At 66.6% G+C, this 26,824-nt stretch carries 29 protein-coding genes; 18 read left to right on the plus strand and 11 right to left on the minus strand.

Annotated features, from left to right (window positions below):
- Positions 1-180: 180 nt before the first annotated feature.
- Positions 181-489 (minus strand): hypothetical protein, encoded by a 309-nt coding sequence (locus MRAB57_RS21795; protein WP_077089188.1) that lies wholly within the window; start codon positions 487-489, stop codon positions 181-183.
- Positions 490-630: 141 nt separating this feature from the next.
- Here MRAB57_RS21795 and MRAB57_RS21800 point away from each other — a divergent pair, with 141 nt between their 5' ends.
- The 6 genes from MRAB57_RS21800 (at position 631) to MRAB57_RS21825 (ending at position 5,977) form a co-directional block, all read left to right on the plus strand.
- Entirely contained in the window at positions 631-1,338 is a 708-nt protein-coding gene (locus tag MRAB57_RS21800) for a DUF899 domain-containing protein (RefSeq protein WP_077089189.1), read from the plus strand.
- A complete protein-coding gene (locus tag MRAB57_RS21805) occupies positions 1,335-1,814 on the plus strand; it encodes an SRPBCC family protein (protein ID WP_077089190.1) in 480 nt (159 codons plus the stop codon). Before MRAB57_RS21800 ends, MRAB57_RS21805 begins: the two co-directional genes overlap by 4 nt.
- A gap of 51 nt (positions 1,815-1,865) precedes the next feature.
- Positions 1,866-2,165 carry a hypothetical protein gene (locus MRAB57_RS21810; protein ID WP_077089191.1) on the plus strand — a complete coding sequence of 100 codons (300 nt, stop codon included), beginning with the start codon at positions 1,866-1,868 and terminating at the stop codon, positions 2,163-2,165.
- Between the two features lie 56 nt (positions 2,166-2,221).
- Positions 2,222-3,280: a cytochrome P450 gene (locus tag MRAB57_RS21815; RefSeq protein ID WP_077089192.1), complete on the plus strand. Its 1,059-nt coding sequence runs from the start codon at positions 2,222-2,224 to the stop codon at positions 3,278-3,280.
- Between the two features lie 61 nt (positions 3,281-3,341).
- Positions 3,342-4,805: a biotin carboxylase gene (locus tag MRAB57_RS21820; RefSeq protein WP_077089193.1), complete on the plus strand. Its 1,464-nt coding sequence runs from the start codon at positions 3,342-3,344 to the stop codon at positions 4,803-4,805.
- Positions 4,802-5,977: a serine hydrolase domain-containing protein gene (locus tag MRAB57_RS21825; protein ID WP_077089194.1), complete on the plus strand. Its 1,176-nt coding sequence runs from the start codon at positions 4,802-4,804 to the stop codon at positions 5,975-5,977. Before MRAB57_RS21820 ends, MRAB57_RS21825 begins: the two co-directional genes overlap by 4 nt.
- On the opposite strand, the gene MRAB57_RS21830 is transcribed toward MRAB57_RS21825, so the two are convergent.
- Positions 5,978-6,466, minus strand: coding sequence for a hypothetical protein (locus MRAB57_RS21830; protein ID WP_077089195.1), 489 nt, complete (start codon positions 6,464-6,466; stop codon positions 5,978-5,980). It abuts the gene before it with no gap.
- On the minus strand, positions 6,466-7,032 hold the full coding sequence (locus MRAB57_RS21835) for a hypothetical protein (RefSeq protein ID WP_077089196.1): 567 nt from the start codon (positions 7,030-7,032) through the stop codon (positions 6,466-6,468). The genes MRAB57_RS21830 and MRAB57_RS21835 overlap by 1 nt, the downstream gene beginning before the upstream one ends.
- A gap of 103 nt (positions 7,033-7,135) precedes the next feature.
- Here MRAB57_RS21835 and MRAB57_RS21840 point away from each other — a divergent pair, with 103 nt between their 5' ends.
- On the plus strand, positions 7,136-7,666 hold the full coding sequence (locus tag MRAB57_RS21840; protein WP_425436825.1) for an FKBP-type peptidyl-prolyl cis-trans isomerase: 531 nt from the start codon (positions 7,136-7,138) through the stop codon (positions 7,664-7,666).
- Between the two features lie 13 nt (positions 7,667-7,679).
- Here the strand turns inward: MRAB57_RS21840 and MRAB57_RS21845 are convergent, their stop codons facing one another.
- Positions 7,680-8,357, minus strand: a complete 678-nt coding sequence (locus MRAB57_RS21845; protein WP_077090760.1) for a pyridoxine/pyridoxamine 5'-phosphate oxidase — start codon at positions 8,355-8,357, stop codon at positions 7,680-7,682.
- A gap of 32 nt (positions 8,358-8,389) precedes the next feature.
- Positions 8,390-10,675, minus strand: a complete 2,286-nt coding sequence (locus tag MRAB57_RS21850; RefSeq protein ID WP_245835975.1) for a SpoIIE family protein phosphatase — start codon at positions 10,673-10,675, stop codon at positions 8,390-8,392.
- A 296-nt stretch (positions 10,676-10,971) separates the two neighbouring features.
- On the opposite strand from MRAB57_RS21850, the gene MRAB57_RS21855 reads away from it, so the two are divergent.
- Entirely contained in the window at positions 10,972-11,598 is a 627-nt protein-coding gene (locus tag MRAB57_RS21855) for a biliverdin-producing heme oxygenase (protein ID WP_077089197.1), read from the plus strand.
- Here MRAB57_RS21855 and MRAB57_RS21860 read toward each other — a convergent pair.
- Entirely contained in the window at positions 11,595-12,476 is an 882-nt protein-coding gene (locus tag MRAB57_RS21860) for an HpcH/HpaI aldolase/citrate lyase family protein (RefSeq protein WP_077089198.1), read from the minus strand. The genes MRAB57_RS21855 and MRAB57_RS21860 overlap by 4 nt on opposite strands.
- A 253-nt stretch (positions 12,477-12,729) precedes the next feature.
- On the opposite strand from MRAB57_RS21860, the gene MRAB57_RS21865 reads away from it, so the two are divergent.
- The 4 genes from MRAB57_RS21865 (at position 12,730) to MRAB57_RS21880 (ending at position 17,344) form a co-directional block, all read left to right on the plus strand.
- Positions 12,730-14,187, plus strand: a complete 1,458-nt coding sequence (locus MRAB57_RS21865) for an aldehyde dehydrogenase family protein (protein WP_077089199.1) — start codon at positions 12,730-12,732, stop codon at positions 14,185-14,187.
- Between the two features lie 112 nt (positions 14,188-14,299).
- Positions 14,300-15,895 carry an L-lactate permease gene (locus MRAB57_RS21870; RefSeq protein ID WP_077089200.1) on the plus strand — a complete coding sequence of 532 codons (1,596 nt, stop codon included), beginning with the start codon at positions 14,300-14,302 and terminating at the stop codon, positions 15,893-15,895.
- Positions 15,896-16,102: 207 nt separating this feature from the next.
- The gene (locus MRAB57_RS21875) at positions 16,103-16,555 is read left to right on the plus strand and encodes a cyclic nucleotide-binding domain-containing protein (RefSeq protein ID WP_245835976.1); all 453 of its coding nucleotides are present in this window, start codon (positions 16,103-16,105) and stop codon (positions 16,553-16,555) included.
- A gap of 42 nt (positions 16,556-16,597) precedes the next feature.
- Positions 16,598-17,344, plus strand: coding sequence for a class I SAM-dependent methyltransferase (locus MRAB57_RS21880; protein WP_077089202.1), 747 nt, complete (start codon positions 16,598-16,600; stop codon positions 17,342-17,344).
- An 8-nt stretch (positions 17,345-17,352) separates the two neighbouring features.
- On the opposite strand, the gene MRAB57_RS21885 is transcribed toward MRAB57_RS21880, so the two are convergent.
- Positions 17,353-17,796 carry a limonene-1,2-epoxide hydrolase family protein gene (locus MRAB57_RS21885; protein WP_077090762.1) on the minus strand — a complete coding sequence of 148 codons (444 nt, stop codon included), beginning with the start codon at positions 17,794-17,796 and terminating at the stop codon, positions 17,353-17,355.
- 129 nt (positions 17,797-17,925) lie between these two features.
- Positions 17,926-19,425: a glucose-6-phosphate dehydrogenase gene (gene zwf / locus MRAB57_RS21890; RefSeq protein WP_077089203.1), complete on the minus strand. Its 1,500-nt coding sequence runs from the start codon at positions 19,423-19,425 to the stop codon at positions 17,926-17,928.
- 151 nt (positions 19,426-19,576) lie between these two features.
- Here zwf and MRAB57_RS28845 point away from each other — a divergent pair, with 151 nt between their 5' ends.
- Positions 19,577-19,747, plus strand: coding sequence for a hypothetical protein (locus tag MRAB57_RS28845; protein ID WP_245835977.1), 171 nt, complete (start codon positions 19,577-19,579; stop codon positions 19,745-19,747).
- On the opposite strand, the gene MRAB57_RS21895 is transcribed toward MRAB57_RS28845, so the two are convergent.
- The gene (locus MRAB57_RS21895; RefSeq protein ID WP_077089204.1) at positions 19,744-20,544 is read right to left on the minus strand and encodes an LLM class F420-dependent oxidoreductase; all 801 of its coding nucleotides are present in this window, start codon (positions 20,542-20,544) and stop codon (positions 19,744-19,746) included. The two genes, MRAB57_RS28845 and MRAB57_RS21895, sit on opposite strands and share 4 nt — an antisense overlap.
- 217 nt (positions 20,545-20,761) lie before the next feature.
- Here MRAB57_RS21895 and MRAB57_RS21900 point away from each other — a divergent pair, with 217 nt between their 5' ends.
- Together MRAB57_RS21900 and MRAB57_RS21905 are read left to right on the plus strand one after the other, a co-directional pair.
- Positions 20,762-21,406: a cutinase family protein gene (locus MRAB57_RS21900; RefSeq protein WP_077089205.1), complete on the plus strand. Its 645-nt coding sequence runs from the start codon at positions 20,762-20,764 to the stop codon at positions 21,404-21,406.
- Positions 21,407-21,470: 64 nt separating this feature from the next.
- Positions 21,471-22,661, plus strand: a complete 1,191-nt coding sequence (locus tag MRAB57_RS21905) for a glycosyltransferase (protein ID WP_077089206.1) — start codon at positions 21,471-21,473, stop codon at positions 22,659-22,661.
- On the opposite strand, the gene MRAB57_RS21910 is transcribed toward MRAB57_RS21905, so the two are convergent.
- Positions 22,651-23,577, minus strand: coding sequence for a DMT family transporter (locus MRAB57_RS21910; protein ID WP_077090763.1), 927 nt, complete (start codon positions 23,575-23,577; stop codon positions 22,651-22,653). The genes MRAB57_RS21905 and MRAB57_RS21910 overlap by 11 nt on opposite strands.
- A 78-nt stretch (positions 23,578-23,655) precedes the next feature.
- Here MRAB57_RS21910 and MRAB57_RS21915 point away from each other — a divergent pair, with 78 nt between their 5' ends.
- Together MRAB57_RS21915 and MRAB57_RS21920 are read left to right on the plus strand one after the other, a co-directional pair.
- Positions 23,656-24,204 carry a thioredoxin family protein gene (locus tag MRAB57_RS21915; RefSeq protein ID WP_077089207.1) on the plus strand — a complete coding sequence of 183 codons (549 nt, stop codon included), beginning with the start codon at positions 23,656-23,658 and terminating at the stop codon, positions 24,202-24,204.
- Positions 24,205-24,480: 276 nt separating this feature from the next.
- On the plus strand, positions 24,481-25,221 hold the full coding sequence (locus MRAB57_RS21920; protein ID WP_077089208.1) for a cutinase family protein: 741 nt from the start codon (positions 24,481-24,483) through the stop codon (positions 25,219-25,221).
- On the opposite strand, the gene MRAB57_RS21925 is transcribed toward MRAB57_RS21920, so the two are convergent.
- On the minus strand, positions 25,218-25,619 hold the full coding sequence (locus tag MRAB57_RS21925; protein WP_077089209.1) for a PPOX class F420-dependent oxidoreductase: 402 nt from the start codon (positions 25,617-25,619) through the stop codon (positions 25,218-25,220). The genes MRAB57_RS21920 and MRAB57_RS21925 overlap by 4 nt on opposite strands.
- A 68-nt stretch (positions 25,620-25,687) precedes the next feature.
- Between MRAB57_RS21925 and MRAB57_RS21930 the strand changes: the two genes are divergently transcribed.
- Positions 25,688-26,731, plus strand: coding sequence for a class I SAM-dependent methyltransferase (locus MRAB57_RS21930; RefSeq protein WP_077090764.1), 1,044 nt, complete (start codon positions 25,688-25,690; stop codon positions 26,729-26,731).
- The last annotated feature ends 93 nt before the right edge of the window (positions 26,732-26,824 follow it).

Here is a 26,824-nt window from a genome sequence, read left to right on the forward strand (position 1 = left end):
GATACGGCGGGATCGCGTGTGCTTCGAATCAGAAGGTCCAGTCTGTGTTGGGGTCCGCGTGTGCGGGCGGTCGTCGCGAACCCGCGCCGAGCACTGCGGCGGACATCGTGAGCATCGCTACTATCGCCGCGATCGTGAGGGATCGAAACGCGTTGCTAAATAACAGCACTCGCGTTCGTGCTAACCGCCCGGCGGACGGCACACGTTGGCGCCCGGATCCCACCACCAGCCGTTGTCGCACGCGAGCGGTTGTGGTCCAACCCCCAGCGGCCGGCATACGTTGGCGGTAGGGTCCCACCACTGGCCCGGGTCGCAGGCCAAGGGTTGCGGTCCGACACCGAGCGGCCGGCAGACCTTCCCCGTCGGGTCCCACCACTGTCCCGGGTCGCAATCGGCCTTGCTCACCGCGGGCATTGCGATCGTCACGGCTGCCATCGACGTCCCCGCCACCATGGTGGCGGGGACAAGACGGCGAATGAACGTCCTCATTTGCGAGCCTCCCGTCTGGCTATCCGATTATTCGAACCGAGCCTGGCCACGCGGGTCAAGACCGCGACGTCTTTCGATGAATTTCGGGCTTGCCACCAGTCAGACCTCTCAGAAGGACAAATCGAGAGCAAAGGTGGATCCATGTCCCCGCAAAACACGGCCCTGCCGCCGGTTGTCGATCATCACACCTGGCGGGCTGCGCTCGACGAACTGCGCATCCGCGAGAAAGCCGCTACCAGGGAACTCGACGCGATCGCCGCGCAGAGGCGGCGCCTGCCGATGGTCGAGCTGCCCGATTACACGCTGATCGGGGCCGACGGTCCCCTCCGCCTGATCGATGTGTTCGGCGGGCGCTCGCAGCTGATCGTCTACCACCACATGTGGTCCGATGGCGCGGAGTGGCAGTGCGGCGGATGCACGGGCTTTACGTCGCAATTCACCCGCCTCGAGTTCCTCGAGAACTACGACGCGCGGTTCGTCATCGTCACCAACGGACCGATCGAGGAAGCGCTCGCCTACCAGCGCAAGGTCGGCAACCGCATGGAGTGGTACTCGTCGTCGCGCAGTCCGTTCGCCGCCGACATGGACGCGGCGCCCGGCGGCGGCTTCGGGGTCAACGTGCTCCTGCGCGATGGCGACACCCTCTACCGGACGTGGCACACGAATGGACGAGGCACCGAGCAACTCAGTCACTCGTTCGGGCTGATCGACCTCCTGCCGTGGGACCGCCAAGAGGAGTGGCTCGATTCGCCCGAAGGCTGGCCCTCTCGCCCCACCTACTCCGGGTGGCTCGACTCCCCCGGTATCGCGGCCGCTTACGGATCCGAGACAAGTGAGGACAAGTCATGAACGCCGCCACCGAACACTTTGCGGTCACCCGCACCATCGCCGCGACCCCGGCCGAGATTTTCGCGGTGCTCGCCGACCCGTCGCGGCACTGCAACACCGAGCCAAGCGATTGGGTCCGCGACGCGGTCGACATCACGCCGCTCACCGGAGCCGGACAGATGTTCGCGATGAACATGTATCTCACGCAGGCGGGCGGCGACTACGTTACGCACAACCTGGTCAACGTCTTTGAGAAGGACCGTGCCATCGGCTGGATGCCGGGCCAGCTCGACGACGCGGGCAAGCACAATCCCGGCGGCTGGTTCTGGCGCTATGACCTCGCCCCGAACGGCGATCACACGGACGTCTCCCTCACGTACGACTGGAGCGGGACGTCGCAGGAATTCCGCGAGCGCGTCGGCGAATTGCCCATCTTCGGCGAGGATTACCTCGACGCGTCGCTAGCCGCGCTGGCGCGATCGATCGCCTCGGCATGACGGCTGGCGGCTCGGCGCGCCGTTCTGCCCGATGCAGGCTATAAAGCTTGGGTGAGCAACCACCACGTGAACCTGACCCCGCAGGAAAGCTCGTTGATCGCCGAGAGTCACATCGAGGCCCTCACGCGCATGGACGAGAAGTCGCTGAAGGAATTGCAGGGCCGGCTTAGGCAGGCGCGCGAAAAGAACTTCAACCTGTTGCGGCGTCAGGGTGCGGCTCGGGTGGAGGCCGAAGGCGCCCGCGGCGCTGCCCAACCGGCCAACGAAAGGCGCAGCGAAAAGGTCGAGGTCTTCGACGAGGCACTGGCCCGGGTGGGCGAGCGCCTCGATGCTGTTAGCGACGCCGACTGAATCGTCGATGTGATTGGGGCGCAGCGGCCGCGGGTCGTGAAAGTCGCTGGTGCGCGGTGACCGGATCGGGTGCCGAGGCCGTGCGGCAGGTCATGGGATCCGACGACGATGCTGCCGATGGATTTCGCGCCTGGCAGGCCGCCGCCGAGCGGGCCGGTCACCGAGTGCTGCGGGAGCCGCACGGCACCTACACGTTATGGCGGCGCGACGATGTACTCGACGCCATACGCGACGGCGAAGTCTTCGCCAGCCGCCAGGGCGAACTGATGCCGGGCAATCCGCCGTGGGCCCCGTACCGGGAAATCCTGCTCGAGCTGTTCAATCCGGGCAGTTCGCGGGAGATGTTGAAGCCCGTGCGTGAGCTCGTCGAAGAATGCATCCACGCCGTAGCAACCGAACTGGACCGATGCGACGGTGTGCGTGTCGCCGACATGTCGGCGTGCGGGCTGCCTGCGGACATTGCCCTCGAGACCGTCACCCCGGACCTGGTCGGCACGATCCGCCGGGCCCCGTTGGGCGGTGCCGACGTGATCAGCCGCCTCGCCGACGAACCGCTCACTGACGAAGAGATATTGGGACTGATGGGGTCGGTGGTCCGCGGATTCGTGTTCGCGTCGTTCCCCATCACCGCCGGACTGGCGATGCTGGCGCGCAGGCCGATGCTTCAGCAGGAGCTACGCGAAAAGCCGGACCGGCTAGGGACTTTCATCGAAGAGCTACTGAGGTTGGATGGCGGGGCGAAGACGGTGTCACGAATCACCACCCGCAGTGTGACGATCGGCGGATCTACCATCCCGGCCGGCTCCAACGTCGAGTTGTGCGTCGGGATGGTGCACCGCGACGAGGCCGACGTCATGTCGGGCCAGGATATGAAACTCGATGGCGCGCACAGGCATTGGAGCTTTGGCGGCGGCCCGCATCGGTGTCCCGCGTCGCACCTGGCGCGTGATCTGCTGAGCCACTTCTTTGAGGTCTGGCTTGCCGAGATCCCGTTCTTCTATTTCGACTGGAAAGGCGGCGAGGTCCCCAAGGCGTGGCATCCCCGACCCTACGGTCCGTTGTCGGGCGGCATATTCGACGGTTGGGTGCCGCATTCCGTGCCGCTGAGGTGGTGATCTCCTGCGGGGACTGTGCTTACGGGTTGGCGTCGGCGCGAATACGAAGCACACTGGTGCCATGGAGACAGAACCTCGCCGCGTGCTAAACGGCATTTCGGACATACGCGCGTTCTTTCACACGAACAAGGTTCCGCTGTTCTTCATCTCGCCGACCCCGTTCAACCTGCTCGGCGTCGACCGCTGGATACGAAACTTCTTCTACCTGACCTACTTCGACTCTTTCGAGGGCACCCACTCGCGCGTGTTCGTGCCGCGGCGACGCGACCGCCGCGATTTCGACTCCATGGACGAGGTGTGCAGCCACCTCCTGTCGGACCCCGAGACGCTCGAGTTCATCGCGGGCAGAGGTCCCGGTGGCAAGTGCTGCTTCGTGATGATGAACGAGGAGATCCAGTCCCTCGCGCGCAAGGCAGGTCTGGAGGTCATGCACCCGCCGATCGAGCTCCGCGAGCGCCTGGGCTCGAAGATCGTCATGACCCGCCTGGCCAACGAGGCGGGTGTAGCAAGCGTGCCGCACACGATCGGACGGGTCGGCTCGTACGACGAACTGCTGGCGCTCGCGCAGAATGCCGGGTTGGGAGATGACCTCGTCATCAACGCCGCTTATGGCAACGCCGGCAGCGGAACGTTCTTCGTGCACGGTCAGCGCGACTGGGACCAGCACGCCGGTGATTTGACCGCGCAGCAAGAAGTCAAGGTTATGAAGCGCATCCGCAATGTCGAGGTGTGCCTCGAGGGTGCCGTGACCCGACACGGCACGGTGGTCGGCCCCGCGATGACGAGTCTCGTCGGATATTCGGAGCTGACGCCGAGCCGGGGCAGCTGGTGCGGCAACGACATCTGGCGCGAGGTGCTGCCGCCCGCCCAGACCCGTGCCGCGCGAGAAATGGTGGCAAAGCTGGGCGACGTCATGCGCCGCGAGGGTTACCTCGGCTACTTCGAGGTGGACCTCCTGCACGACCTCGACTCCGACGAGCTCTACCTCGGCGAGGTGAACCCGCGCCTCAGTGGCGCCAGCCCGATGACGAACCTGACCACCGAGGCCTACGCCGACATGCCGCTGTTCCTCTTTCACCTGCTCGAGTACATGGGCGTGGATTACGAGCTCGACATCGATGACATCAACTCGCGCTGGGAGCGCGGCTACGGCGAAGACGAGGTCTGGGGCCAGGTGATCATCACGGAGACGTCGCCGGACATCGAGATCTTCACCGCGACGCCACGCACCGGGGTATGGCGCATCGACGACGACGGTCGGGTCTCCTTTTCGCGGACCGCCAACGACTGGGCCACGCTGCTCGACGGCTCCGAGGCCTTTTACATGCGCGTCGCGGCACCCGGCGACTTGCGTTCGGAGGGCGCCCAACTCGGCGTGCTCGTCACTCGCTCACACCTGCAGACGGACGACTATCAGCTCAGCGAGCGCTGCCAGCGCTGGGTCAAGGGCATGAAGGCGAAGTTCACCTCGACGCCCCTGACGCCCGCCGCGCCGATCGTCTCCCGGCTCGTCGCACGCGCGTGAGCGCCCCGGCCGGCATCTCACTGGGCAACTGGCTGTCGGCGCCGTACGCGCATTGGTCCTTCCAGCACGTCGATGACTTCGTGCCGACGGCCGTCATCTCACGCGGGACCGGGCCGGTCGCGGCGCTGCCCGCGGCCACCTCTCACCTGTCGGCGATCTCCGTGGCAGGCGCCGACGGGACGGTCACCACCGTGGGCGAGGTGATGGCCGGCACCGGCACCGACGGGTGGGCCGTCTGCCATCGCGGATCGATGCTGGCCGAGGAGTACCTCGACGGCATGGGGGCCAACACGCGGCACCTGCTGTTCTCGGTGAGCAAGTCGCTGGTGGGAGCCGTAGCCGGCGCGCTGCACGGCGCCGGCGCCATACAGCTCGACGCGCCGGTCACGGCGTTCGTTCCGGCCCTCGCCGACTCCGGCTATGACGGTGCGACGGTGCGCCATCTGCTGGACATGCGGTCGGGTATCGCCTTTACGGAAAACTACAGCGACCCCGGCGCGCAGATACACCTCCTCGACCAGGCAATGGGGTGGGCGCCACGGACCTCTCCCGATGCCCCCGCCACGTTGCGAGACTTCCTGCTGACCTTGCACCCGAAGTCGGCCCACGGCGGCGCATTTCACTATCGCTCGTGCGAGACCGACGTGCTCGGCTGGATCTGCGAGGTCGCTGGCGGCCAGCGCATGCCCGAACTGATGTCGGAACTGCTGTGGAGCCGCATCGGGGCGCAAGGCGACGCCACGATCGGCGTAGATGCTTGCGGCACAGGCTTTTTCGACGGCGGCATCAGCGCCTGCCTGACCGACATGATCAGGTTCGGCTCGTTGTTTTTGCGTGATGGCGTGTCGCTGACCGGCCAGCAAGTGGTGCCGGCCGCGTGGATCGCCGACACCCTCGACGGCGGGCCCGATTCGCGTCAGGCGTTCGCCGCCTGCCCCGATGACAACGAAATGCCCGGCGGCATGTACCGCAACCAGATGTGGTTCCCGTACCCGGGCAACAACGTCGTGTTGTGTCAGGGCATGTGCGGACAGATGATCTACGTCAATCGCGCCGCGGAAGTGGTCGCCGCCAAATTGTCAACCCAGCTCGACTCCCACGAGCCGCACATGCTGGACACGCTGCGCGCATTCGACGCGATGGCCCACGAGCTGGCTGGAATCACCAGTTAGTCACCACGTTTCGCGGGACTCAGAATGTCCAGGCGATCGGCGCCGCTTCCGGCGCGCCAACCCCGCGGCAACTTCGATCGCCATCGGAATCGTCATGGGAAGCACCGAGAGGCTGCAGACTCCGAGTCCGGCCAGCGACAGCTGACCCGTGCGGACGCCATCCCACAAGCAGAATGCGCCGATCACCGGGAGGACCACCGCCGCGAGCAGGAATCTCACGGCCGGTCGCACGCTTGGTTCTGCTCCGCTCGCGTGTCGCGGCGGCTTGTCGTTTTGTGTGGCGCGGAACTCTTGGAGCGCTTTGAAGGCGAAATAAATCCCGGCCGCCATCGCAACCAAACCGATGACGGGCAGCGTTGCCGCTCGGCGGAAGCCGTGCGGCGGCGGATTGAACACCATCATCGCGCCGCCGACTTCCCATCCGACGACGAAGGCCAGCATGGCGTGGAGGCGCAATTTCGGAGCCAGCGTGGTGATCGACGGTGCCATTAGAACGTCCAGCTGCCCTGGGGTGAAAGAACGAAGCCGTGCTGACGGTCGCCGTCGACCAGCTCGCATGCGGTCATGGATGCGTCCACGCCGCACGTCTGTAGCGGTCCGTCGTCGTAGACCAGCTTGCTGCGCGGCGGCAGCGGCTTGTAATCGCGTGGGTTGATCGGCCCGCCGGTCACGCCGGGGCCCGGCTCCACCACTTCCATCTTCGACAGGTCGATGTTCGAGAACGCCACGTCGACCACATTCGCGCCGGACAGGTAGTTCAGCCCTACGTGATTGTTCGCGGTGCCGGGCAGGGTCCCCCAGCACTCCATGTGTGCCCCGTTCTGCTTGTGCGTGAAGCTCATTCGGCACCGGTAGCCACCCGGGGTCTCGAACTGCAGGCCGCTGGTCATGTATCTGCTGTAAGTCTGGTAACCCGCCGCGTCGACGGCGGCATAGTCGCTCAGGCTCGGGAACTGGTTGGGATCGGCGCCGGCGGGCGGTACAGTCGCGACGCTTGCCGGGACAAGCCCGGCACACAGCATCGCCCCCAACCGCGTGCGCTCATTGCGTGCCATATCAGTGGATTCTGGCCTGCATCGCTGCGCCTCGCTAGTCACCACAGGGCTAGCGCCAACGGTCCGCGATGTTAGCTGTAGCGTGGCGGCGGTGAAATCCTCCATCGCGCTCGCCGTTTCTGTCGCTGCAACCGTCCTGGTGTTCGGTCCATCCGGCACGGCAACCGCGGCCGGCTCGTGCCCCACCGCCGCACCGCAAGACGGTGGTGCACCCGACTGGACGCTGAACGGGGCCACCGGCAGCGTGGCGGTCACCGGATCCACGGACACGGCGGCGCCGGTGGTGAACGTGACGACGCCATTCAGCGTGACCCAGACTCAGGTACACACGCTGCACGCCGGGCCCGGACCAGTGGTCCCGGCGACCGCGAGCGTCTCCGTCTGCTACATGGGCGTCAACGGGCGTGACGGGTCCGTGTTCGACAGCAGCTACCAACGGGGCGCCCCGGTGGACTTTCCGCTCAACGGCGTGGTGCCCGGCTTCCAGAAGGCCATCGCCGGGCAGACGGTCGGCTCCACGGTCGCAGTCGCAATGGTGCCCGCGGATGGTTACCCCCAAGGTCAGCCCAGCGCGGGAATCCGCGCCGGCGATTCGCTCGTCTTCGCGATCAAGATCCTGAGCGCGTCGAGCTAAATCAACGCGGCCGTCACGGCCACAGTTGAGCCCGGTCCCATCCGCCGTCGACCCGGTAGTACGCCAGGCGGCGATGCCGCCGGTCCGGTGAGCCCTGCCAGAATTCCACCTCGTTGGGGCGCACCGCGTACGAAATCCATTCGTCCGGAACGAGATCCGGCTCATCGCTCAGCCGCCGCTGAGCCTTGTCGATCTCGGTGTCCAGCTCGGTGACATCGTGCAGCGGCTGGCTCTGCCGGAGCGTCAACGCCATTGCGCGTGAACCCAGCGGGCGGGCCCGGAAGTCATCCGCGCTCGCCTTTGCCCCGTCGCTGACGACGGTTCCGACAACACGGACCTGCCGAACCAGGGCGGGCCAGTAAAACGTCAGCGCCGCAGCGGGATTGGCGGCCAGGTCGCGGCCCTTCTGACTCACTGAACTCACCGCGAAATGCCACCCGGCCTCGTCGACGGCCTTCACGATCAAGACCCGGGCTCGCGGCATGCCCTGCGCGTCGACCGTCGAGATCGTCATCGCGTGCGGCTCGGGGACATCCGCGTCGACCGCCTGCTGCAGCCATGTCGCGAAAAGCGATACGGGGTCGGCGGGAGCCTCGTCGACCTCGAAAGCTAAACCGGTCCCCCGCAAGACGGGCAAAGCTCGCAAGTACGCACGCCCGCCGTCGGCATCGGACCATCGATTCGATGACACAGACACGTCGTTTTCCACGGTCTGACCGTAGCTCAAGGCCTCCGGAGCGTGACGATGGTGACGTCGTCGTCGATGTTGCCCGACGCCATGGCGGTCGAGATCCATGACGCCTCCACATCGCCTGCGCGACCGAGGGTTTCGGCAAGCCGGTCCAGGCCCTCGTCGATCGTCGCGCCGCGCCGTTCCACCAGGCCGTCCGAGTACATGACCAGCCCGTGGCCCGGCTCGACAGTGAACGAGCTCGGCGTGTACGTCACGCCGCGGATGCCGATCGGCGGCGACAGGCTTATCGGCGCTGGAACGGCCGTCGGGACGGAGCCCGTCAGGTACGGCATCAAGTGGCCGGCAGACGCGGCCTCCACCAGGCCCGAGCCGAGGTCGACCCGCGCGGCCAGAACCGTCGCGAAGGCCCCCGGCAGCATGTGCAGGCAGAAATCGTTAAGCTGACCCAGCGCCTCGGCCGGTGTCGCGCCGGCGAACAACTGCGCCCGCAACACGTTGCGCAGCTGGGCCATGGTGCCCGCCGCGGCAATGCCATGCCCGGCGACATCGCCGATCAGGACCACCAGCCGGCCGTCGCGCAGTTCGAACGCGTCGTACCAGTCCCCACCCACGTTGCCGCCCGCGGCCGGCTCGTAATGCGCAGACAGCTGCCAACTTTCGAGCGTCGGGATGGACTCCGGCAGCAGGCTGCGCTGCAGCGTCTCGGCCACCCGCAACGCGCCGCGCGTGCGCCGGTACAGCGACTCGACCAGGTGGCGTCGCAGTGCCTCGGCGGACTCGGTCTCGCTCTGCGTCCAGGGCTCGCTGCGTTGATGGACGATCTCGCGCCAGCGGTCGAACGATTTTCGCGGGCTGAGCCGTACCGTGTCACCCTCGCCGACCGCGATCGCCTTGTTGTGCGGGTCGCCGCCCCAGTCCACCGAGCGCAGCACCTCGCGCCGGAACCAGATGGCGGATTGCCCGTCGGGCAGGTTCAGCGTGAGCACCCCGGCGGCGAGCTGCGGATCGAGGTTCAGAGCGGGCAGCTCTCGAGACAGGCATTCGCTGCTCGCGATCTCGTCGTCGGCCTCGCGGGCCCACGCGGCAACCGCGGACACGACCTCCGGTGGCGGAACCGCCCCCGCGGTCCGCAGGTCGCCCTGGATGTCGACGACCACGCCGTCGGCTGGCACCAGATCGAGCAGATCGGGCGCCCCGAGCAGCGCCGCCGTGAGTGGCTCGCTGTCCCCCAGAGTTGCCGCGGTGAGCTTTGCCAACACCGCCTGGGCGGCCAGGCGCTTCTGCAGCTCTTCGTCCTCGAAGCGGTCGACGAGCCGCAGCGACAGGGTCGAGCCGAGGAACTCGGCCGCCGCCCGGGTGGCGAACGGAGGAAGGTGCGGACCAGAGTAGTGGTGGCAGGCGATGAGCCCCCACAACTTCTCGTGCCGCAGCAACGAAATCGACATCGACGCGTGCACGCCCATGTTCTGCAGGTACTCGCAGTGGATCGGCGAGACGCTGCGCAGGGTCGCGTAGGTGAGGTCAAGCGGCGTCCCGCTTTCCGGATCGACACTGGGCACCAGCGGGGCCGGCGTGTAGTCGACATCGGAGATGAGCCGAATCCAATTCTTCTCGTACAGCGCCCGTGCCTGCGCCGGGATGTCGGTGGACGGGTAGTGCAGGCCCAGGAAGGAGTTGAGGTCGTCGCGCTTGGACTCGGCGACGACCTCGCCGTTGTACTCGTCGTCGTAGCGGTAGACCATCACCCGGTCGAAACCGGTGAGGTCGCGCACCGCGCGTGCGGCGGTGTCGTACAGCTCGGTCAGCGTGGCCGCGCGGTTCAGCTCCTCCACGGAGCCGCGCACGGCCTGGTAGGTGTTCGGAAACGAGAACGGCCGCTCACCGTAGGCGATCTCGAGCTCGACCAGAAGCACGCCATCCGCCTCGCGGCGCAGGATGGCGTCGAATGCCCGCGGCTCCCCCGCGACGTCGATCACGCATTCGAGCGGGTTGACCTGGCGTAGGTCACCCACGATCGAGGTGGTCGCGTGTTCGACGCGGGCGGCCTGCTCGGCGCCGACCAGACCCGACAGATGCCGGCCCAGGACGTCGTCGACGGGGCGACCGATCAGTTCGGCGACGTTCTCGCTGACCTGACGCACCTCGAAGGTGTCCTCGCGCACCACCGCGAGGACGCCGCGGGGCTGGATGCTGCCCGGGATGTGGATCGGCTCGCGGGCGCAGTTGTCCAGGTCGATCTGTGTGCCGACCGGGACGAAGCCCTCGGCCGGCTCCCCCTGCGATGGCGGCGGGATTCCCCCCTCCCCGCGGCTCACACGATCAGCTCAGCGGGCTCGGTGGCTACCTCGCACAGTGTTCTTCGCGGAATACCGCATGCGACCAACAATGTGTTCCATCTACCCTTCCCACGTTCTGGAAAGCGCTGTCGGATGTGCGGTGTCCGAGACCGACGCCCCACGCGCTCATCGCATTCTCCCGCTTTATGGCTGCCGCGCGCGGAGCGACAAGCAAATCGCCCAGACATCGTCATCACATCGGCCGCCATTCACATTGAAGCGTCGCTCCGCTGTTTACGTTCGCGTCAATACCTCCAATGTAGTCTGAGCAGGACATGAGCCAGCCCGCCGCCCCAAAAGTCCGCCGTCTTTCGGCCGCGATGAAAGACGGATCGGCGGAGGAGCATCAAGCCGCCGAGCAGAGTTCATTCGTAGCCGAGCTGCTTGACGGACGGGTCACCGCCGACGGCTATTCCGACTACTTGCTGCGCCTGCGCGTGGTGTACGCCGCGCTGGAGGAAGCCGTGCGGGCCCGCCGGCACGACCCCATGGTCGCCGCCGTGTACGACCCCGCGCTCGAGCGCCTGACCGCCATCGATGCCGATCTCGAGCACTGGCGACCCGGCGACACCCGCGCGGTCGACTCGCCCGCGGCGACGGCCTACGGTGAGCGGCTCGGCGCGCTGGACTGGGGTGGGTCGCTGGTGGCCCACCACTACACGCGTTATCTCGGCGACCTCTCCGGAGGTCGCATCATCCGCAGCGCCCTTGCCCGCGCATTCGATCTCGACGGCGGCGGCCTCGCGTTCTACAAATTCCCGATGCGGGCCAAGCCTTTCAAGGATTCGTATCGGGCGCGCCTCGATGCGCTTTGCCCCGACGCGGGCGAAATCGGCCGCATCGTCGACGAAGTCAAAGTCGCTTTCGGTCTGAATCGCGCGTTGCTCGACGAACTCGCCTAGGAGACGGACTCCAGCTCCGCGATACGGTCGGCCAGCGCGACGATCCGCTCGGCGTCGCGCACGTGCAGGCTCTCGATCATCCGGCCATCGACCGTTGCGACGCTCTTCCCCGCGGCCCGAGCCTCCTCGTAGGCGGAGATGATCCTGCGGGCGTCGTCGAGTTCCTCCTGCGACGGACCGAAAACCTCATTGGCAGGGCCGATTTGGGACGGATGAATCAGCGTCTTGCCGTCGAAGCCCATCTGGCGACCCTGTCGCGCCTCCGCGCGGAAGCCGTCGTCGTCGGCGATGGCGTTGAACACGCCGTCCAAGATGACCTTTCCCTCCGCCCGCGCACCCAGCACCGCCATCGACAAGGCGGGCACCACCGTGGCGCGCCCGGGGACATGCAACGCGTGCAAGTCGTTCACGAGATCGTTCGTGCCGATCACCAGGACGGCGAGCCGGGCGCTGGCCGAGACGATCTCCTCGATCCGCAGGAAGGCGCGCGGCGTCTCGATCATCACCCACAGCCGCAGCGACTCCGGCGCGCCGTGCGCGTCGAGCGCGCTCACCAGGGCATCGACTTGTTCGCCCTTCTCGACCTTGGGAACCAATACGCCGTGAGCACCCGAGCCGGCCACCGCGGCCAGATCGTCGTCGTGCCACTCGGTGCCCAGCCCGTTGACCCGTACCACCACCTCGCGGGGTTGGTAGCTGCCGGACGAAATCGCCTGACACACCCTCGTTCTCGATTCGACCTTGGCGTCGGGCCCCACAGCATCTTCGAGATCGAAAATCAGCGCGTCCGCCGGCAGCGTCTTCCCCTTCTCCAGCGCCCGGGCGTTGTTGCCGGGCAGATACAGCGCGGATCGGCGCGGGCGCAGTGTCGGTGCCATGAAGTCATCCAACCAACTGCGACCGTGCGCACAGGACAAGGGTGTTGGGTTAGCGCCGAAACTGGGCACCCAGGAAAGAATCGCCCGTTGGACCAGGAGGCCGCAACGGCCCCCACCCCGACAAATTCGACTACCTCCCCGACTGAGCGCTCCCCTGTTCGCCGACACCGCGCCGTAGCGCTGGACACCGTTTGGTTTACGCGCGTAACTTCAAGCTCGCGCAGTGTTCGCAACGACGCGAGAAGGGTTCGCAATGACGGTGCAGGCGGTTTTGGACGAGGTACGCGAGCGACCCGGGGCCGGTGACGTGATCCCGATCTTCGACCCCTCCACCGAGGAACAGATCACCGAGTTCACCGACTGCGGCGTCGATGCCGTCAACGATGCGGTGGCCCGCGCGAAGGCGAGCGCCGAGTCGGGCACCTGGTCGGGCCTGCCCGACGACGAGCGGGCCAAGATCCTGTGGCGGGTCGGCGACCTGATCGACCAGAACGCCGCGCTGCTCGCCGAGCTCGAAATGCTCAACGGCGGCATGTATCCCGCACAGGCCGAAATGCAGGTGAAGATCGGCGCCGAGTGGTTCCGCTACTACGCCGGCTGGTGCACCAAGATCGACGGCATCGCCCGCGACGTGACCACCGGCGGCCTGACCGGCGTCACCTCCCACATGCACGCGTACACGTTGCGGGAACCGTACGGCGTGGTTGGGCTGATCTTCCCGTGGAACGGTCCGGTGTTCAATTTCTGCGCCAAGCTGGCGCCGGCGCTCGCGGCGGGTTGCAACAGCGTCGTGAAACCCGCTGAGGAGACACCACTTTCGGCGCACGTGCTGATGCGGATCCTGGCCGAGGCGGGCGTTCCCGACGGGGTGGCGAACATGGTGAACGGCTACGGCCACACTGTGGGCGCCGCGATCACCGCGCACCCCGACGTCGAGAAGGTCGCCTTCACCGGTTCGACGGAGGTCGGCCGCGCGATCGTGCACGCGTCGGCGGGCAGCAACCTCAACAAGGTCACGCTCGAACTGGGCGGCAAGTCCCCGGTGCTGATCTTCGATGACGCGAAGCTGAAGAAGGCGATCCCGGCGTCTGCGTTCGGGACGTTCGTGCACTCCGGGCAGGCCTGCGTGTGCGGATCGCGGATTCTGGTGCAGCGCACCGTCTACGACCAGGTCGTCGAGGGCATGGCGGCGGTCGCGAACGCCATGAAGATGGGCGGCCCCAAAGAAGAGGGCGTCATGAGCGGCCCCCTGATCAGCCAGAAGCAGCTCACCCGCGTGCTGGGCTACCTCGAGCAGGGCAGGTCCGATGGCGCGGAAATCGTCACGGGCGGCCATCGGCTGGATCGCAAGGGCTACTTCGTGCATCCGACTGTCGTCACCAACCTCGACCCCGACACGAGCCGGCTGTTCCAGGAGGAGATCTTCGGGCCCGTCGTGACGATCCTGCCGTTCGACGACGAGGACGAGGCCGTCGCCCTGGCCAACAACAGCACCTACGGGCTGGCCGCCACGGTGTGGACCAAGGACCTCGGTCGCTCCCACCGGCTGGCTAAGCGGCTGGCGGCCGGAACCGTGGGACTCAATTGCGCCTTTCCCTACGACCACTCCATGCCGTTCGGTGGCTACAAGCAATCCGGCTGGGGCCACGAGTCGGGGAAGGCCGGCATCGAGGGCTACCTGCAGACGAAAATCGTCTGGGCGCAGATGTAGTCATCGCTCCCGAATTCATTCGACCGGGCGCGTGCGACAACGTTAATTGTCAACGCGCGCGCCCGATTCAGGGCATTGTGGGCGATTAATATCGCACGCGGAGGCGCCCAACGTGTATCGCCAGATCCTTGATCCTGTCGCTCATTCGCTGGCTTGGAGTTCTCTGGCGGCCGCCCTTCCGCTGGCATTGCTCTTTGTCATGCTTGGCGTGCTGCGGGTGCGAGCCTGGATTGCGTCGGTGGTGTCCCTTGGCATTGCGATCGGGATCGCCGTCGCCGTGTACGAGATGCCGATCGGTCAGGCGGTGCTGGCAGGCAGCGAGGGTGCGGTATTCGGATTCTTCCCGATCCTGTGGATAGTGATCAACGCGATCTGGGTCTACCAGATGACCGTGCAGACAGGGCATTTCGATGTCCTGCGACGCAGCTTCGCCACGGTCAGCGATGATCACCGCATCCAGGCCGTCATCATCGCGTTCTCCTTCGGTGCGTTGCTCGAGGCGCTGGCCGGATTCGGTACGCCCGTCGCGGTCACCTCGGTGATGTTGCTTGCCCTGGGCTTCAAACCGCTCAAGGCGGCCGCGCTGTCGCTCGTTGCGAATACCGCCCCCGTTGCATTCGGGGCAATGGCCACGCCGATCATCACCCTGGCCAAGGTATCCGGTTTGCCCACAGACATTTTGGGGGCGATGGTCGGGCGCCAGACTCCGATCCTGTCGGTCTTCGTCCCCCTGGCATTGGTCGCCATCGTCGACGGGCGGCGCGGTCTGCGCGAGACGTGGCCGCTGGCTTTGACCGGCGGCATGGTTTTCGGGATCGCTCAATACGCCACGTCGAACTTCGTGTCGGTGCCGCTGGCCGACGTGGTCGCCTCCCTGCTGTCCGCATTGGCCGTGGTGTTAGTGGTGCGAATCCGGCGCTCCCACAACGACTCCGGGCCGGCCGAGGGTGCGGCGGAGGCCAGTCCGCGCGCCGAGGTGGTGCGTGCGTACGCGCCGTACCTGATCATCATCGTCGTCTTCGTCATCTGCCAGATCGCGGCGGTCAAACGGCTTCTCGATGCCGTGACCTGCACCGTGCACTGGCCCGGACTGCACCTCCTGACGGCCAAGGGCGCCGTTTCGTCGATTCCGGCTTTCACGTTCAACCTGTTGACCACGCCGGGCACCCAGATGCTCGCGGCGGGATTGGTCACCATGGCGGTGCTGCGCGTGTCGCCGGCCGGGGCCGTCAAGGCCTACGGTGCCACGCTGTATCAGCTGAGATGGGCGATCGTGACCGTAATGGCCGTCCTCGCACTGGCATTCGTGATGAACGCGTCCGGGCAGACCATCACGCTGGGCACCTGGATGGCCGGCGCCGGAGGTGCCTTTGCGTTGTTATCCCCCATCTTGGGCTGGCTCGGCACGGCCGTTACCGGGTCCGACACCTCGGCCAACTCGTTGTTCGGCGCCCTGCAGGTGACCGCGGCATCCAAGGCCGGACTTTCACCGGTGCTGATGGCCGCAGGCAACAGTTCGGGCGGCGTGCTCGGCAAGATGATTTCGCCGCAAAATCTCGCTATCGGCGCTGCCGCGGTCGGTCTGCACGGCAGGGAGGGCGACCTCTTCCGGCGCGTCGTCGCCTGGAGCGTCGTGTTTCTGGTGTTGGTCTGCCTACTGTCCGGACTTCAAGCCTCGGTGCTGTCCTGGATGGTGCCCGGGGCGTAGCAAAAGCGAAAAACAAACGTCTTTTTGTCGAAGCGGCGTAGGCTCCTCGAATCACGGTCACATCGTGCATCGGGAGCCGCTATGAAGCCAGATACGCAGGGTCTTGGGAACGACGCTCGTCGGCTACGCGAATTTGCCGCATTTTCCAAGTTTTCCGACGATGAGCTGGAGCGTCTCGTCGGCGCGGCACATCGCAGTTCGCGGTCGGTGCCATGGCCACTGATCCGCGAGCAGACCCCATCGGACGCCTGCTACATCCTGCTCAGCGGCGAGGTAGGGGTGTACGTCGGGGAAGACCGCGTCGCCGTGCTGGGGCCGGGTGAGGTGATCGGCGAGTCCGCGCTGCGTCGCGGGAAACTGCGTTCGGCAACCGTGACGACGATGGGGCCGTCCGAGGTGCTCCGCATCGAGCGCGACGATCTGGGCCGCCTGCTCGACGAGATCCCCGCGCTGCGTGAAGTCGTGGAATCCACTGCCGCCCAACACCAAGCGGCGGCTCCACCGCCGAAGCCGAAGTCGGCGCGCTCGAAGATCAACGCCTCGATCCCCGTGGAGTTGGTCGAGAGCTTTGAGCGGGCCGCGGAAAGCGCGGGCGTGAACGTCGGGGACGCCCTCGCAGACGCACTTACCCAGTGGATCGAACGACGCGATACCCGTTAGGCGACAAGGCATCTGCGCGGCACATCGCTGGGGCAGTGCGCAGTGACCTGCTATGACCGGACCGGAGTCACGTATTCGCTGACCCGTCGCGCGGACCCGCGCCTCGCGGCCGTCATCGACGAAGCCCTGGGCGACGCCGCGTCGGTGGCCAACATCGGTGCTGGGACAGGCTCTTACGAGCCTTCGCGGACAGTCGTCGCGGTGGAGCCGAGCCGCGTGATGATCAACCAGCGGTCGGCGACCGCGGCGCCCGTCGTTCAGGCCGCCGCGGAGGCGCTGCCCATCGCCACCGGCGCCGTCGACGCGGCCATGGCCGTGCTGACCGTCCACCACTGGGCGGACCTTGCGACCGGAGTGTCGGAGATGCGTCGGGTCGCCCGTCGACGGGCGGTGATACTGACGTGGGACTCGGCAGTCCATCGCGACTTCTGGCTGCTGCGCGAATACCTTCCCGATGCGGCGGAAACCGATGCTCGCCTTGCCGTTTCGATCGAGACGTTGGCGTCGCTGCTTGGGGATCGCGTGTCGATCGCGCCGGTTCTGGTCCCACACGACTGTGTCGACGGATTCGGTGGCGCCTACTGGCGTCGGCCGGACGCCTACCTCGACGCCGCGGTGCAGGCCGGCATGTCCCTCATGGCGTTGACGCCGAAAGCCCTGCTGCGGGAAGGGCTGAAGAGGCTGCGTTCCGACCTGGACAGTGGCGCCTGGCAGCGCAGGCACGCCGACATCCTGCGGGAATCAGAGCTCGACCTCGGATACCGGCTTGTCGTAGGCGAATTCGACTGATGGGCCCATTAACCCGCGAGCGGGTCGAACATGTGCGCCGGATCGATGCCGAGCTGCTGCGCCACGTGGGTGGTGTCCCAGTATTCGCGCCAGTGGGTGATCAAGCCGTCGCGGACCTCGAAGAAGGCGGTGACGCTGAACGAGACCGGGATGTCGCCCATCGCGTTGACGTCGACGCGCTCGACGACGACGGTGTCTCCGTCCGACACGACCGTGCGGATATGGCTCCCCTCGATCATCCCCGTGGACAGCTCGGTGTGCTTCTCGAGTTCGGCGCGGGCCGCCTCACGCCCGACGATCACCGGCGACAGCGGCACATGCAGCTGCCAGGCGAAGTCCTCCGCCATCAACGCCGTCATCGCGTCGACATCCATGCGCTGGCCGTAGGCCGCATGCACAAAGTCGAGCACGAGCTGTTCGTTGTCATTTTTCGCCGCCACGCTTTTTGACATGCCCATTCCTTTGCCGTTCGGTGCCCCGTGCTGACTGTACGCCTAAATAAACCGATTGATTTAATGTCCAGCAAACCGGCTATCGGAGAGGCAGCGAATTTCCGCTGTTGCGATGGGTCGCGGGTCGCGTCAGGTGCTGGATTCGCGCCAGCCGCGCTCGAACGGCAGCCGCCACGCGTTGGGCGCGATCAGCTGGTGAATGGCATTGGGGCCCCAGGTTCCGGGCGGGTAGACCTTCGCCGGCGGCGCGTCGTTGAGCAGTTCTGTCGAACGCTCCCATAGTGATTCGATGCCCTCGGCGGTGGTGAACAGCGTGTGGTCGCCGCGCATCGCGTCGAGGATGAGCCGCTCGTACGCCTCCAGCGTGTCGGCCGCGGTGTCGATCTCCTGTGAGGAGAATTGCATCGACAACTTGTCGAGCTTCATCCCCGGACCGGGACGCTTGCCGTAGAAGGACAGCGACACCTTCGAGTTGTCGGCGAGGTCGAACGTGAGGTGATCGGGACCCTGGGTCCCCACCCCCGACCCCGCCGGAAACATGCTTCGGGGCGCCTCTTTGAATGCGATCGAAATGACGCGGATGCCTTCGGCCATCTTCTTGCCGGTGCGTAGATAGATCGGCACTCCGGCCCAGCGCCAGTTGTCGATGCCGACCTTGAGCGCGATGAACGTCTCGGTGTCGGAATCCTTTGCCACAGAGGGCTCTTCGCGGTACCCGTTGTACTGGCCGCGCACCACGTCCGAGCATTTCACCGGAAGCATCGAGCGAAAGACCTTGTTCTTCTCCTCGCTGATGGCGTACGGCTCGAGGGCCGTCGGTGGTTCCATCACGACAAACGCCATCACCTGGAACAGGTGCGTCACGACCATATCCTTGTAGGCGCCGGTGCTTTCGTAGAAGTTCGCCCGCTGGTCCAGGCCGAGCGTCTCGGGAATGTCGATCTGGATGTGGTCGATGAAGTTGCGATTCCAGATCGGCTCGAAGAGGCCGTTGGCGAACCGGAACGCGAGGATGTTCTGAGCCGCTTCCTTGCCCAGGAAGTGGTCGATGCGGAATATCTGGGATTCGTCGAAGGTCTCGTGCAGGAAGTCGTTAAGGGCCACGGCACTTTTCAGGTCCGTGCCGAACGGCTTCTCCATCACCACGCGTGAGCGTTCGACGAGGTTGGCGTCGCGCAGCATCTCGATGACCGCGCGCGCCGCCTTCGGGGGCACCGAAAGGTAGTGCAGGCGACGAACTTTCGGCCCTAGGTTGTTTTCGGCTTCGGCGACGGCGTCGGCCAAGGCCTGTGGCCCGGCGCCCTGGGGGACGTAGCGCAGGATTTTCGCGAAGTCGGCCCACTGGTCCGGAGTGAGCTTATGGGTGCCGTACGAGTCGATGGCGTCCTTGGCGATTTCGCGGAACTCGTCGTCGCTGAAGTCCTCTAGCGATGTCGCCACGATCTGGATATCGGGCGCCAGCTCGGACTGGTCCAAATACGCCAGGCCGGAGATCAGCTTGCGTTTGGCCAGATCGCCCGTTGCGCCGAACAGCACGATGACGTGCGGGTCCAGGGGGTCGTAGTCGTGGCGGCGAGGACGAGACTCGGGCGCCGGGTAAGAGATCGTTTGCGGATTCTTCGTGGCCACTCCCGTGATACTTCCACCGTCGCGGCGAGAGCGCAGCCCTCGAGGGGCATGTTCATCTTCCCGGTTACATCCCGCGCCACCGGGTACGGGATAGCGACGGGCTCGCACCGACGGGAGCCACCGCCGAAGACCGAAGCCACTGGAAGCGAAGATGACCGCACCCGACAATGACCCGGTGAGTCGCGCGCACGCGCTGGAAGACATCGTCGACGAACTCGACGAGAAGGTCGCCCGTGAGCGCGAAGCGGAAGGTGTTCCCGGCCGGCGCAGCGAACGCGAACACGCCCCTACCCGCGGCTCGAAGAACGAGCCGCCGGACTAGCGGCGCCGATCGCGCCAGGCGAGCATCGTCTCCAGTTCGGAAAAGTCGTAGCCGCTGGCGTCCGGGTGGATCTCGGTCGTGAACAACGTGACGCCCTCGTCGGCGAACGCGTCGGCCGTTCTGGCGTCCGTCCACGCCATTGCCCGTTCGATGCAGGCTTCGTCGCGCCCCGCTTCCGTGGCGAGCACCTTGAGCAATTCGTTCTTGCGCCGAAATTCCTCGAGCGGTTCGAAGCTGTGCCAGATATGCGCATGCCGGGCCACGGCGGGGATGGTGCGCCGCTCCCCGCCTCCCCCGATCAGGATCGGCACCTCGCGCAGCGGGCTGGGAGTCAAACGGTTGAGCCGGTGTTCGATGCGCGCCAAGCCCTCGTCGAATTGGTCCATCCGCGATTTCGTTGACCCGTACTCGTAGCCGTATTCCATGAAGTCCTTCGGATACCAGCCGGCCCCCACCCCGAGGATCAGCCGTCCCCCGCTGATGTGGTCAACGGTGCGCGCCATGTCGGCGACGAGGTCGGGATTGCGGTACGGGAGGCCGGTGACGAGCAGCCCGATTTCGGCGCGGGTGGTGATCTCGCCCCATGAGGCCAGCGCGGTCCAGCCCTCGAAGTTGTTGACGTCGGGTTGGTCGTCGTCGAGCAGCGGGCTGCCGTCGATGATCTGGACGAAGGGTTTGTGGAAGTGGTCGTAGCCGAAGATGGCGTCGGCGCCCAGTTCCTCGGCGTGCAGCACCGCTTGGCGCCAGGTCCGGTAGTCCGGCGTCCCGCCCGGCCAGAGCTGAACACCTATCCTCATCCGGTTTGAATCGCTCACCCGTCGTTGCCTTTCCTGCCGGCGCGTTGCTGCCCTCGAAAGACCGTATCCGCACGTCCTCGCCAGGTCACCTACGCTCAAACTTCGCGCCCACCCGATTCCTTCCCGGCGGCAAGGTCGGAGCGCGGCGCGGCCCGGTCGGGGTCGGCTAAACGAGCCGCTCGCAAGGCCACCTCCGGCGGTATGTCAGCATTTGGGCATGAGTGCACGCAGACTTGTTCGTATCGTTGGCGTCTCGGTCGTGATCGCGTGGGCATTGCTGACCGCGCCCCTCGCCACCCCCGCCGCCCTTGCTGATCCCTGCTCGGACGTCGGGGTTATCTTCGCCCGCGGCACTCACCAGGAACCGGGCCTGGGCAATATGGGCCAGGCCTTCGTCGACTCGCTGACCTCGCAGATCGGCGGAAAGTCCATCAACGTCTACGCGGTTAACTACCCGGCGAACGACGACTACCACAACAGCGCGACCGCGGGCGCCAACGACGCGAGCGCGCACATGCAGGACACGGTTGCCAGCTGCCCCAACACCAAGCTGGTGCTGGGCGGCTATTCCCAGGGTTCGACGGTGATCGATCTGGCCAGCAACCAGGTGCCGCCCTCGGTTGTCGACCACGTCGCCGCCGTCGCCCTGTTCGGCGAGCCCACCAGCGGATTCTCGAGCATGCTGTGGGGCGGCCAGCCGCTGCCGACCATCAACCCGGCGTACGCGCCCAAGACCATCAGCCTGTGCGCCCCCGACGACCCGATCTGCTCCTCGGGCGGCAACATCATGGCGCACGTCACCTACATTGAGTCGGGGATGGTGAACCAGGCCGCGACGTACGCGGCGGACAGGCTCCACTGACCCCGCTCGCCACCGACACCCGCACACTCGGCCGTTGGCCCTCACCGCGAGTTAGGTTGCGCCGATGAAAGTGGTGCTCGCCGGCTACGGAAGTCGCGGCGACGTAGAGCCGGTAACCACCGTTGCCCGGGAACTGCTCGGCCGCGGCCACGACGTGCAGATCGCGGTCGCGCCCAACATGATTCCCTTCGTGGAATCGGCGGGCGTCGCCGCGGTCGCATACGGTCCCGACACGTGGGACCAGATGGATTCGGCCGCGGGCCTGGTAGGCAACTACGCGGCGAACATCGATGATCCGGTGGTCGCGCTGAACGAAATGATCCAGAACGTCAACCACGTCAAGGCGGCGAAGACCGCGACATTGACGACGTTGGCCGAAGGGGCCGACATGCTGGTGGCGGGGTTCAACGAGCAGGGGCTGGCCGCCAATGTTGCTGAGTATCACGACATTCCGTTAGCTGCGCTGCACTTCTTCCCGAGGCGGGTCTGGTCGTCGTGGCAGATGTATGCGCAATTGACCAAGCAGACCGACGCTGCCCAACGCGCTGCGCTGAACTTGCCGAAGGCAAGCGCGCTTCCGGCGCCGCTGGAGATCCAGGCCTACGACGAACTCTGCCTGCCCGGTCCGGCAGCGGAATGGGTGGACGCCGATGGGCGACACCCCTTCGTCGGCGCGCTGACGCTGGAGCTGCAAAGTGGCGCCGACGACGAGGTACTCGCGTGGATCGCAGACGCAACTCCGCCGATCTACTTCGGCTTTGGCAGCACTCCGATCGCCTCTCCCGCCGAGACGGTCGCGGTGATCAGCGCGGCCTGTGCGCGGCTGGGCGAGCGGGCGTTGATTTGCAGCGGCCCGAATGATTTCAGCGCTGCGCCGCGATTCGACCACACCATGGTCGTGAGCGAGGTGAGCCATGCGGCCGCCTTTCCGGTTTGTCGCGCGGTCGCACACCACGGCGGTGCCGGCGTCACGGCCGCGGCGCTGCGGGCCGGGGTCCCCAACCTGATCCTCTGGTTCTGGCTCGACCAGCCGATGTGGGCGGATGGTGTCGCGCGACTCGAAGCCGGTGCGGGACGAGCATTTTCAGAGAGCACTCTGGACTCGCTGACCGACGACCTGCGTCGCGTGCTGACTCCGGAGTGCGCGGCTCGTGCCCGCGAGGTGGCCGCCCAGATGACAAAGCCTGCCGACAGCGTCACCCGGGCCATCGATCTTCTGGAAGCTGCCGCCGGCGTCGGCAGCCCTAGCGCCTGAGCGCGTCGAATTCGTCCTCTTGCTGTGCGCCAGGCGGTTTCGACGACACGGCGCCGGACTCGAGAGCCTGGTCGCGGCCCAACGCAATCGTGGCCGCCACCATCGCTCCAACCGCCACGATCAGGCCCAGCGCCGCCGACCCCCGCACCGCCAGGTGCTCGCCGAGCACGACAACGCCGAGCAGCACAGCGACAACGGGCTCGCCCACCAACATGATCGGTACCGACGCCTGCAGGGCACCGGCATGAAACGCCGAGTTCTGCACCACCGTCACCGCCACCGCCAGCGCGACCAGTAGGTAGGGGGCCGGGACGGTCACGAGGCCGTGCCAGCCGCCGACGGCGTAGCGATGCGTGCAGATCTTCGTCAGGACGGCGATCATGCCGAGCAGGACTGCGACCGCGACTGCGAGCAGCATCGCGCGAACTCGCCCAAACGTGCGGCGGGCCGCGACCAGACAGACGATCACCAGCGGCACGGTGAGCGCCAGCGCCATGGTCCACGCCGGTACCGGTGGACGATTGTGGCCCTCGCGTGGCTGCCCGAAGAGGACGAAGACGGCGAGCGCGGCGGTCAGCACGATGGCCCAGCCCCAGTCGAGCCGGCTGATGTGTTGGTGGCAGAGCCGCGCGCTGAGCGGCAGCGCGAACAGCAAAGACGAAACTAGCAGCGGCTGGACCAGGAGCAGGGAGCCGTGCGCCAGCGCCAGGGCCTGAAACACATAGCCGGCGACGGCGCCGAGCGTGCCCGCCCACCACAACGGACTGGTCAGCAGGGACGACATCGTGGCCGAACTGTCGTGATTAGCCGGAACCGTCTGCGCGACGCGCTGGCGGACGACGATGCCGACCGCGGCCCAAAAGGCGGCGAGCAGCCCCGCAACGATCGCGATCGCGTGATGCGCCACCCACCCCATGGTCGGCCGCATACCCCCGATGCCGGCGTGGCTAACTCGCGCCAGGTTGGGCCGGGGCGGTGCGGCTACGCTGGCCGCATGGCCACTGAGTCCACGATGCTCGCCCTGGGAACCCCCGCGCCGACGTTCGCGTTGCCCGACCCGGCAACCGGCGCGACGGTCCGTCTCGACGAGCTGACGGGTCGCGCCCTGGTGGTCACGTTCATCTGCAACCACTGCCCGTACGTCCAGCATGTCGCGGCCGGGCTCGCCCAGTTGGGCCGCGACCTCGCCGATCAGGGCGTAGCGATGGTTGCGATCTCCAGCAACGACGTCACGACGCATCCGCAAGACGGGCCGGAGCAAATGGTCGACGAGGCGCGCCGCCACGGCTGGACATTTCCGTACCTCTACGACGAGAGCCAGGACGTGGCCCGCTCCTTTTCGGCCGCCTGCACACCCGACACCTTCGTCTTCGACGGTGAGCGCCGCCTGGTGTACCGCGGCCAGCTCGACGACTCCCGCCCCCGTAACGACCTGCCCGTGACAGCAACCGACGTCCGGGCGGCCGTCGATGCGGTGCTGGCCGGACGCCCTGTCGACCCCGACCAGCGGCCCTCGATCGGCTGCGGCATCAAATGGCGTTGACCCGGTAACGCGAAACGACTTGCGGCTGAGCGAATAACCGAGTCGGCTGCCCCAATTGCACAGCAGGCGTCCGCAATAGAGATGTGCGGGCGCCTGACGGTCACCGCGCCGGCTTCGGGCCGCGACAACCGAGGTTGTCAGCGACGCAGCTAATACCCGCTGCGACAAGGACATCGGATTCGTCTGCGGCGACACCGCGCAGCACCGTTATCCCTTGTGAACTCGTGTTGAATGTCACCTGTTTGAGGAGCTTGGTCTCGGGGCATCTATTGCGACATGAACGCCCGTTACCTGGTTCGTTTCCTGGCCGCTGCATTCGTCGCCTCGTGCGCCGTCGGTGCGGGCGTCGCTTCAGACGCCCCGATGGCGTCCGCGGAGCCCTGTCCCGACGTGCAGGTGGTGTTCGCGCGGGGTACCGGTGAGGACCCGGGCGTCGGCCCGACGGGGCAGGCCTTCGTCGACCAGCTGCGCGCCAGGGAGGGCGGCAAGTCCGTCGACGTGTACGCGGTCAACTACCCCGCCAGCAACGAGTGGTCGACCGGGCTGGACGGCATCAGGGACGCGACCACCCACGTCATCTCCGAGGCTGGCAGCTGTCCCAACACCAAGATGGTGCTCGGCGGCTACTCGCAGGGCGCGGCCGTGATGGGCTTCGTCACCTCGGCCGCGGTGCCCGACGGCGTCGACCCCGCGACGGTGCCCAAGCCGCTGTCCCCCGATATCGCCAACCACGTCGCCGCCGTTGTGCTGTTCGGGATGCCCAACGTGCGCGCGATGAACTTCCTGGGTCAGCCGCCGGTCGCGATCGGCCCGACGTATCAGGCCAAGACGATCAAGGTGTGCGCCACCGAGGACCCGGTGTGTTCGGACGGCATGAACTTCGCCGCCCACGACACCTACGCCGACGACGCGAGCATCGTCGACAAGGGCACCGACTTCGCGGTCGGCCGCCTGAACGGAACCCCCACCGCGCCCGCTGCCGGCGCGGGCGCGCCGGGCACCGGCTTCGGCAACTAGCCCGAAGCCGAACGCGCCGGCGCGATGCGTAGGGCGAACCGTGGCTTGCGGCCACGGGCCGCGATGGCCTCGATGAGCGTCACGAGTCGAAACTCCAAGCCGTACTTGCGCTTGATGAGCGATTCGACATGCGCGACTTGGTGAGGGTCGGTGACCACTTCGGCGGTCGCCTCGACGACGGCCTGGCCGGGCGGCACTTTCCCGGTCCGGCCGCAGCCGGTGAGTGTGACGCGGGGGTCGCGGCGAATCCGCTTGACCTTCCACGCGTCCGCCGGGGTCCACGCCCATAGCTGCTGGTCCTCGCCGACAATCCACATCGCCGATGCGACCGCGTCGCCATTGCGTTTGAAGGTCGTCAACGACACGAACTTCTGATCTCCGAGATCGCCACCGCGCACGGCGCCGAGCGTAGACCTTTGCCGCCGCCCCAGGTGCGGGCGCCGGTTGGGTCGTGTACAAGGGTCTGATGGAGGATCGGCCCCCCGGGTCTTTCGACGCGTCCGTCTTGCGCGAAGCGATGGCCCGGCGCCTGTATCGCCGATCGATGGCCGAGGGTCAGATCACGCTGCCTGCCGTGCCGGCAATGATCGACGAGTACGTCACGATGTGCCTGAATCTGTTCGCCAGTCTCGGTGTGCTCTACACGGCCGAGGAATCCGCCCAGCTCAAAGGCGTGTTGGAGGGCGAGCTGGCCAAGGCTTTCCAGGCCTCGAACCGATCGAACATCGTCATCGAGTTCAATGCGCCCTTCGGGGTGATGCTGAACTATCGCGTCAAGCCCCAGTGGTCGACGATCGGCGGCGACTACGACAACTGGGTCAGCACCCGCGAGGGGCCGCTGTTCGGCGTCGAACCCGACGCCCGGGTGTGGGCGTTGGCGGCCGAAGCGCCCGAGCCCAAGGCCCATCGGGTCCTCGACATTGGCGCGGGAACGGGCCGCAACGCCCTGGCCCTGGCGCGGCGCGGGCACCCGGTAGACGCCGTGGAGCTGTCGGGAAAGTTAGCCGACATAATCCGAGCGGAGGCCGAACGCGATTCGCTGGACGTGCGTGTCATCCAGAGCGACGTGTTTACGGCCCTGGAAACCGTCGACGACCGGTATCAGCTGATCGTGGCCTCCGAGCTGGTGCCCGATTTCCGGACGGCGCGGGAACTGCGCGGTCTGCTCGACCTTGCCGCGGAGTTCCTGGCGCCCGCCGGGCGCGTGGTGTTCAACGCCTTCTTGACGCGCCCTGGCTATGTGCCCGACGACGCGGCACGGGAGCTCGGGCAGCAATGCAACACCACGTTTTTCACTCACGACGAACTCGCCGACGCGGTCCGTCAGCTGCCCCTGCAGCTCGTCGGTGACGATGCCGCCTACGAATACGAGAAGACCCATTTGCCCGACGGGGCGTGGCCGCCCACGGCCTGGTTCGACGGATGGTCCCGCGGCCTGGACGTGTTCGACGTGGCGCCCGAAGAATCCCCGATCGAATTGCGTTGGCTCGTCTACCAAAAAGAGGGTTGAGTCAGCGAGAAGCCGTCAAATCGGCGGGTGGCCGGTGGCGCCGACGTTTCAGAACGCACGCGTTCGGCTACTTGATACCCATCGTCGTCTTTG

The organism is Mycobacterium rhizamassiliense (assembly GCF_900157375.1).
Classification (GTDB): Bacteria; Actinomycetota; Actinomycetes; order Mycobacteriales; family Mycobacteriaceae; genus Mycobacterium; species Mycobacterium rhizamassiliense.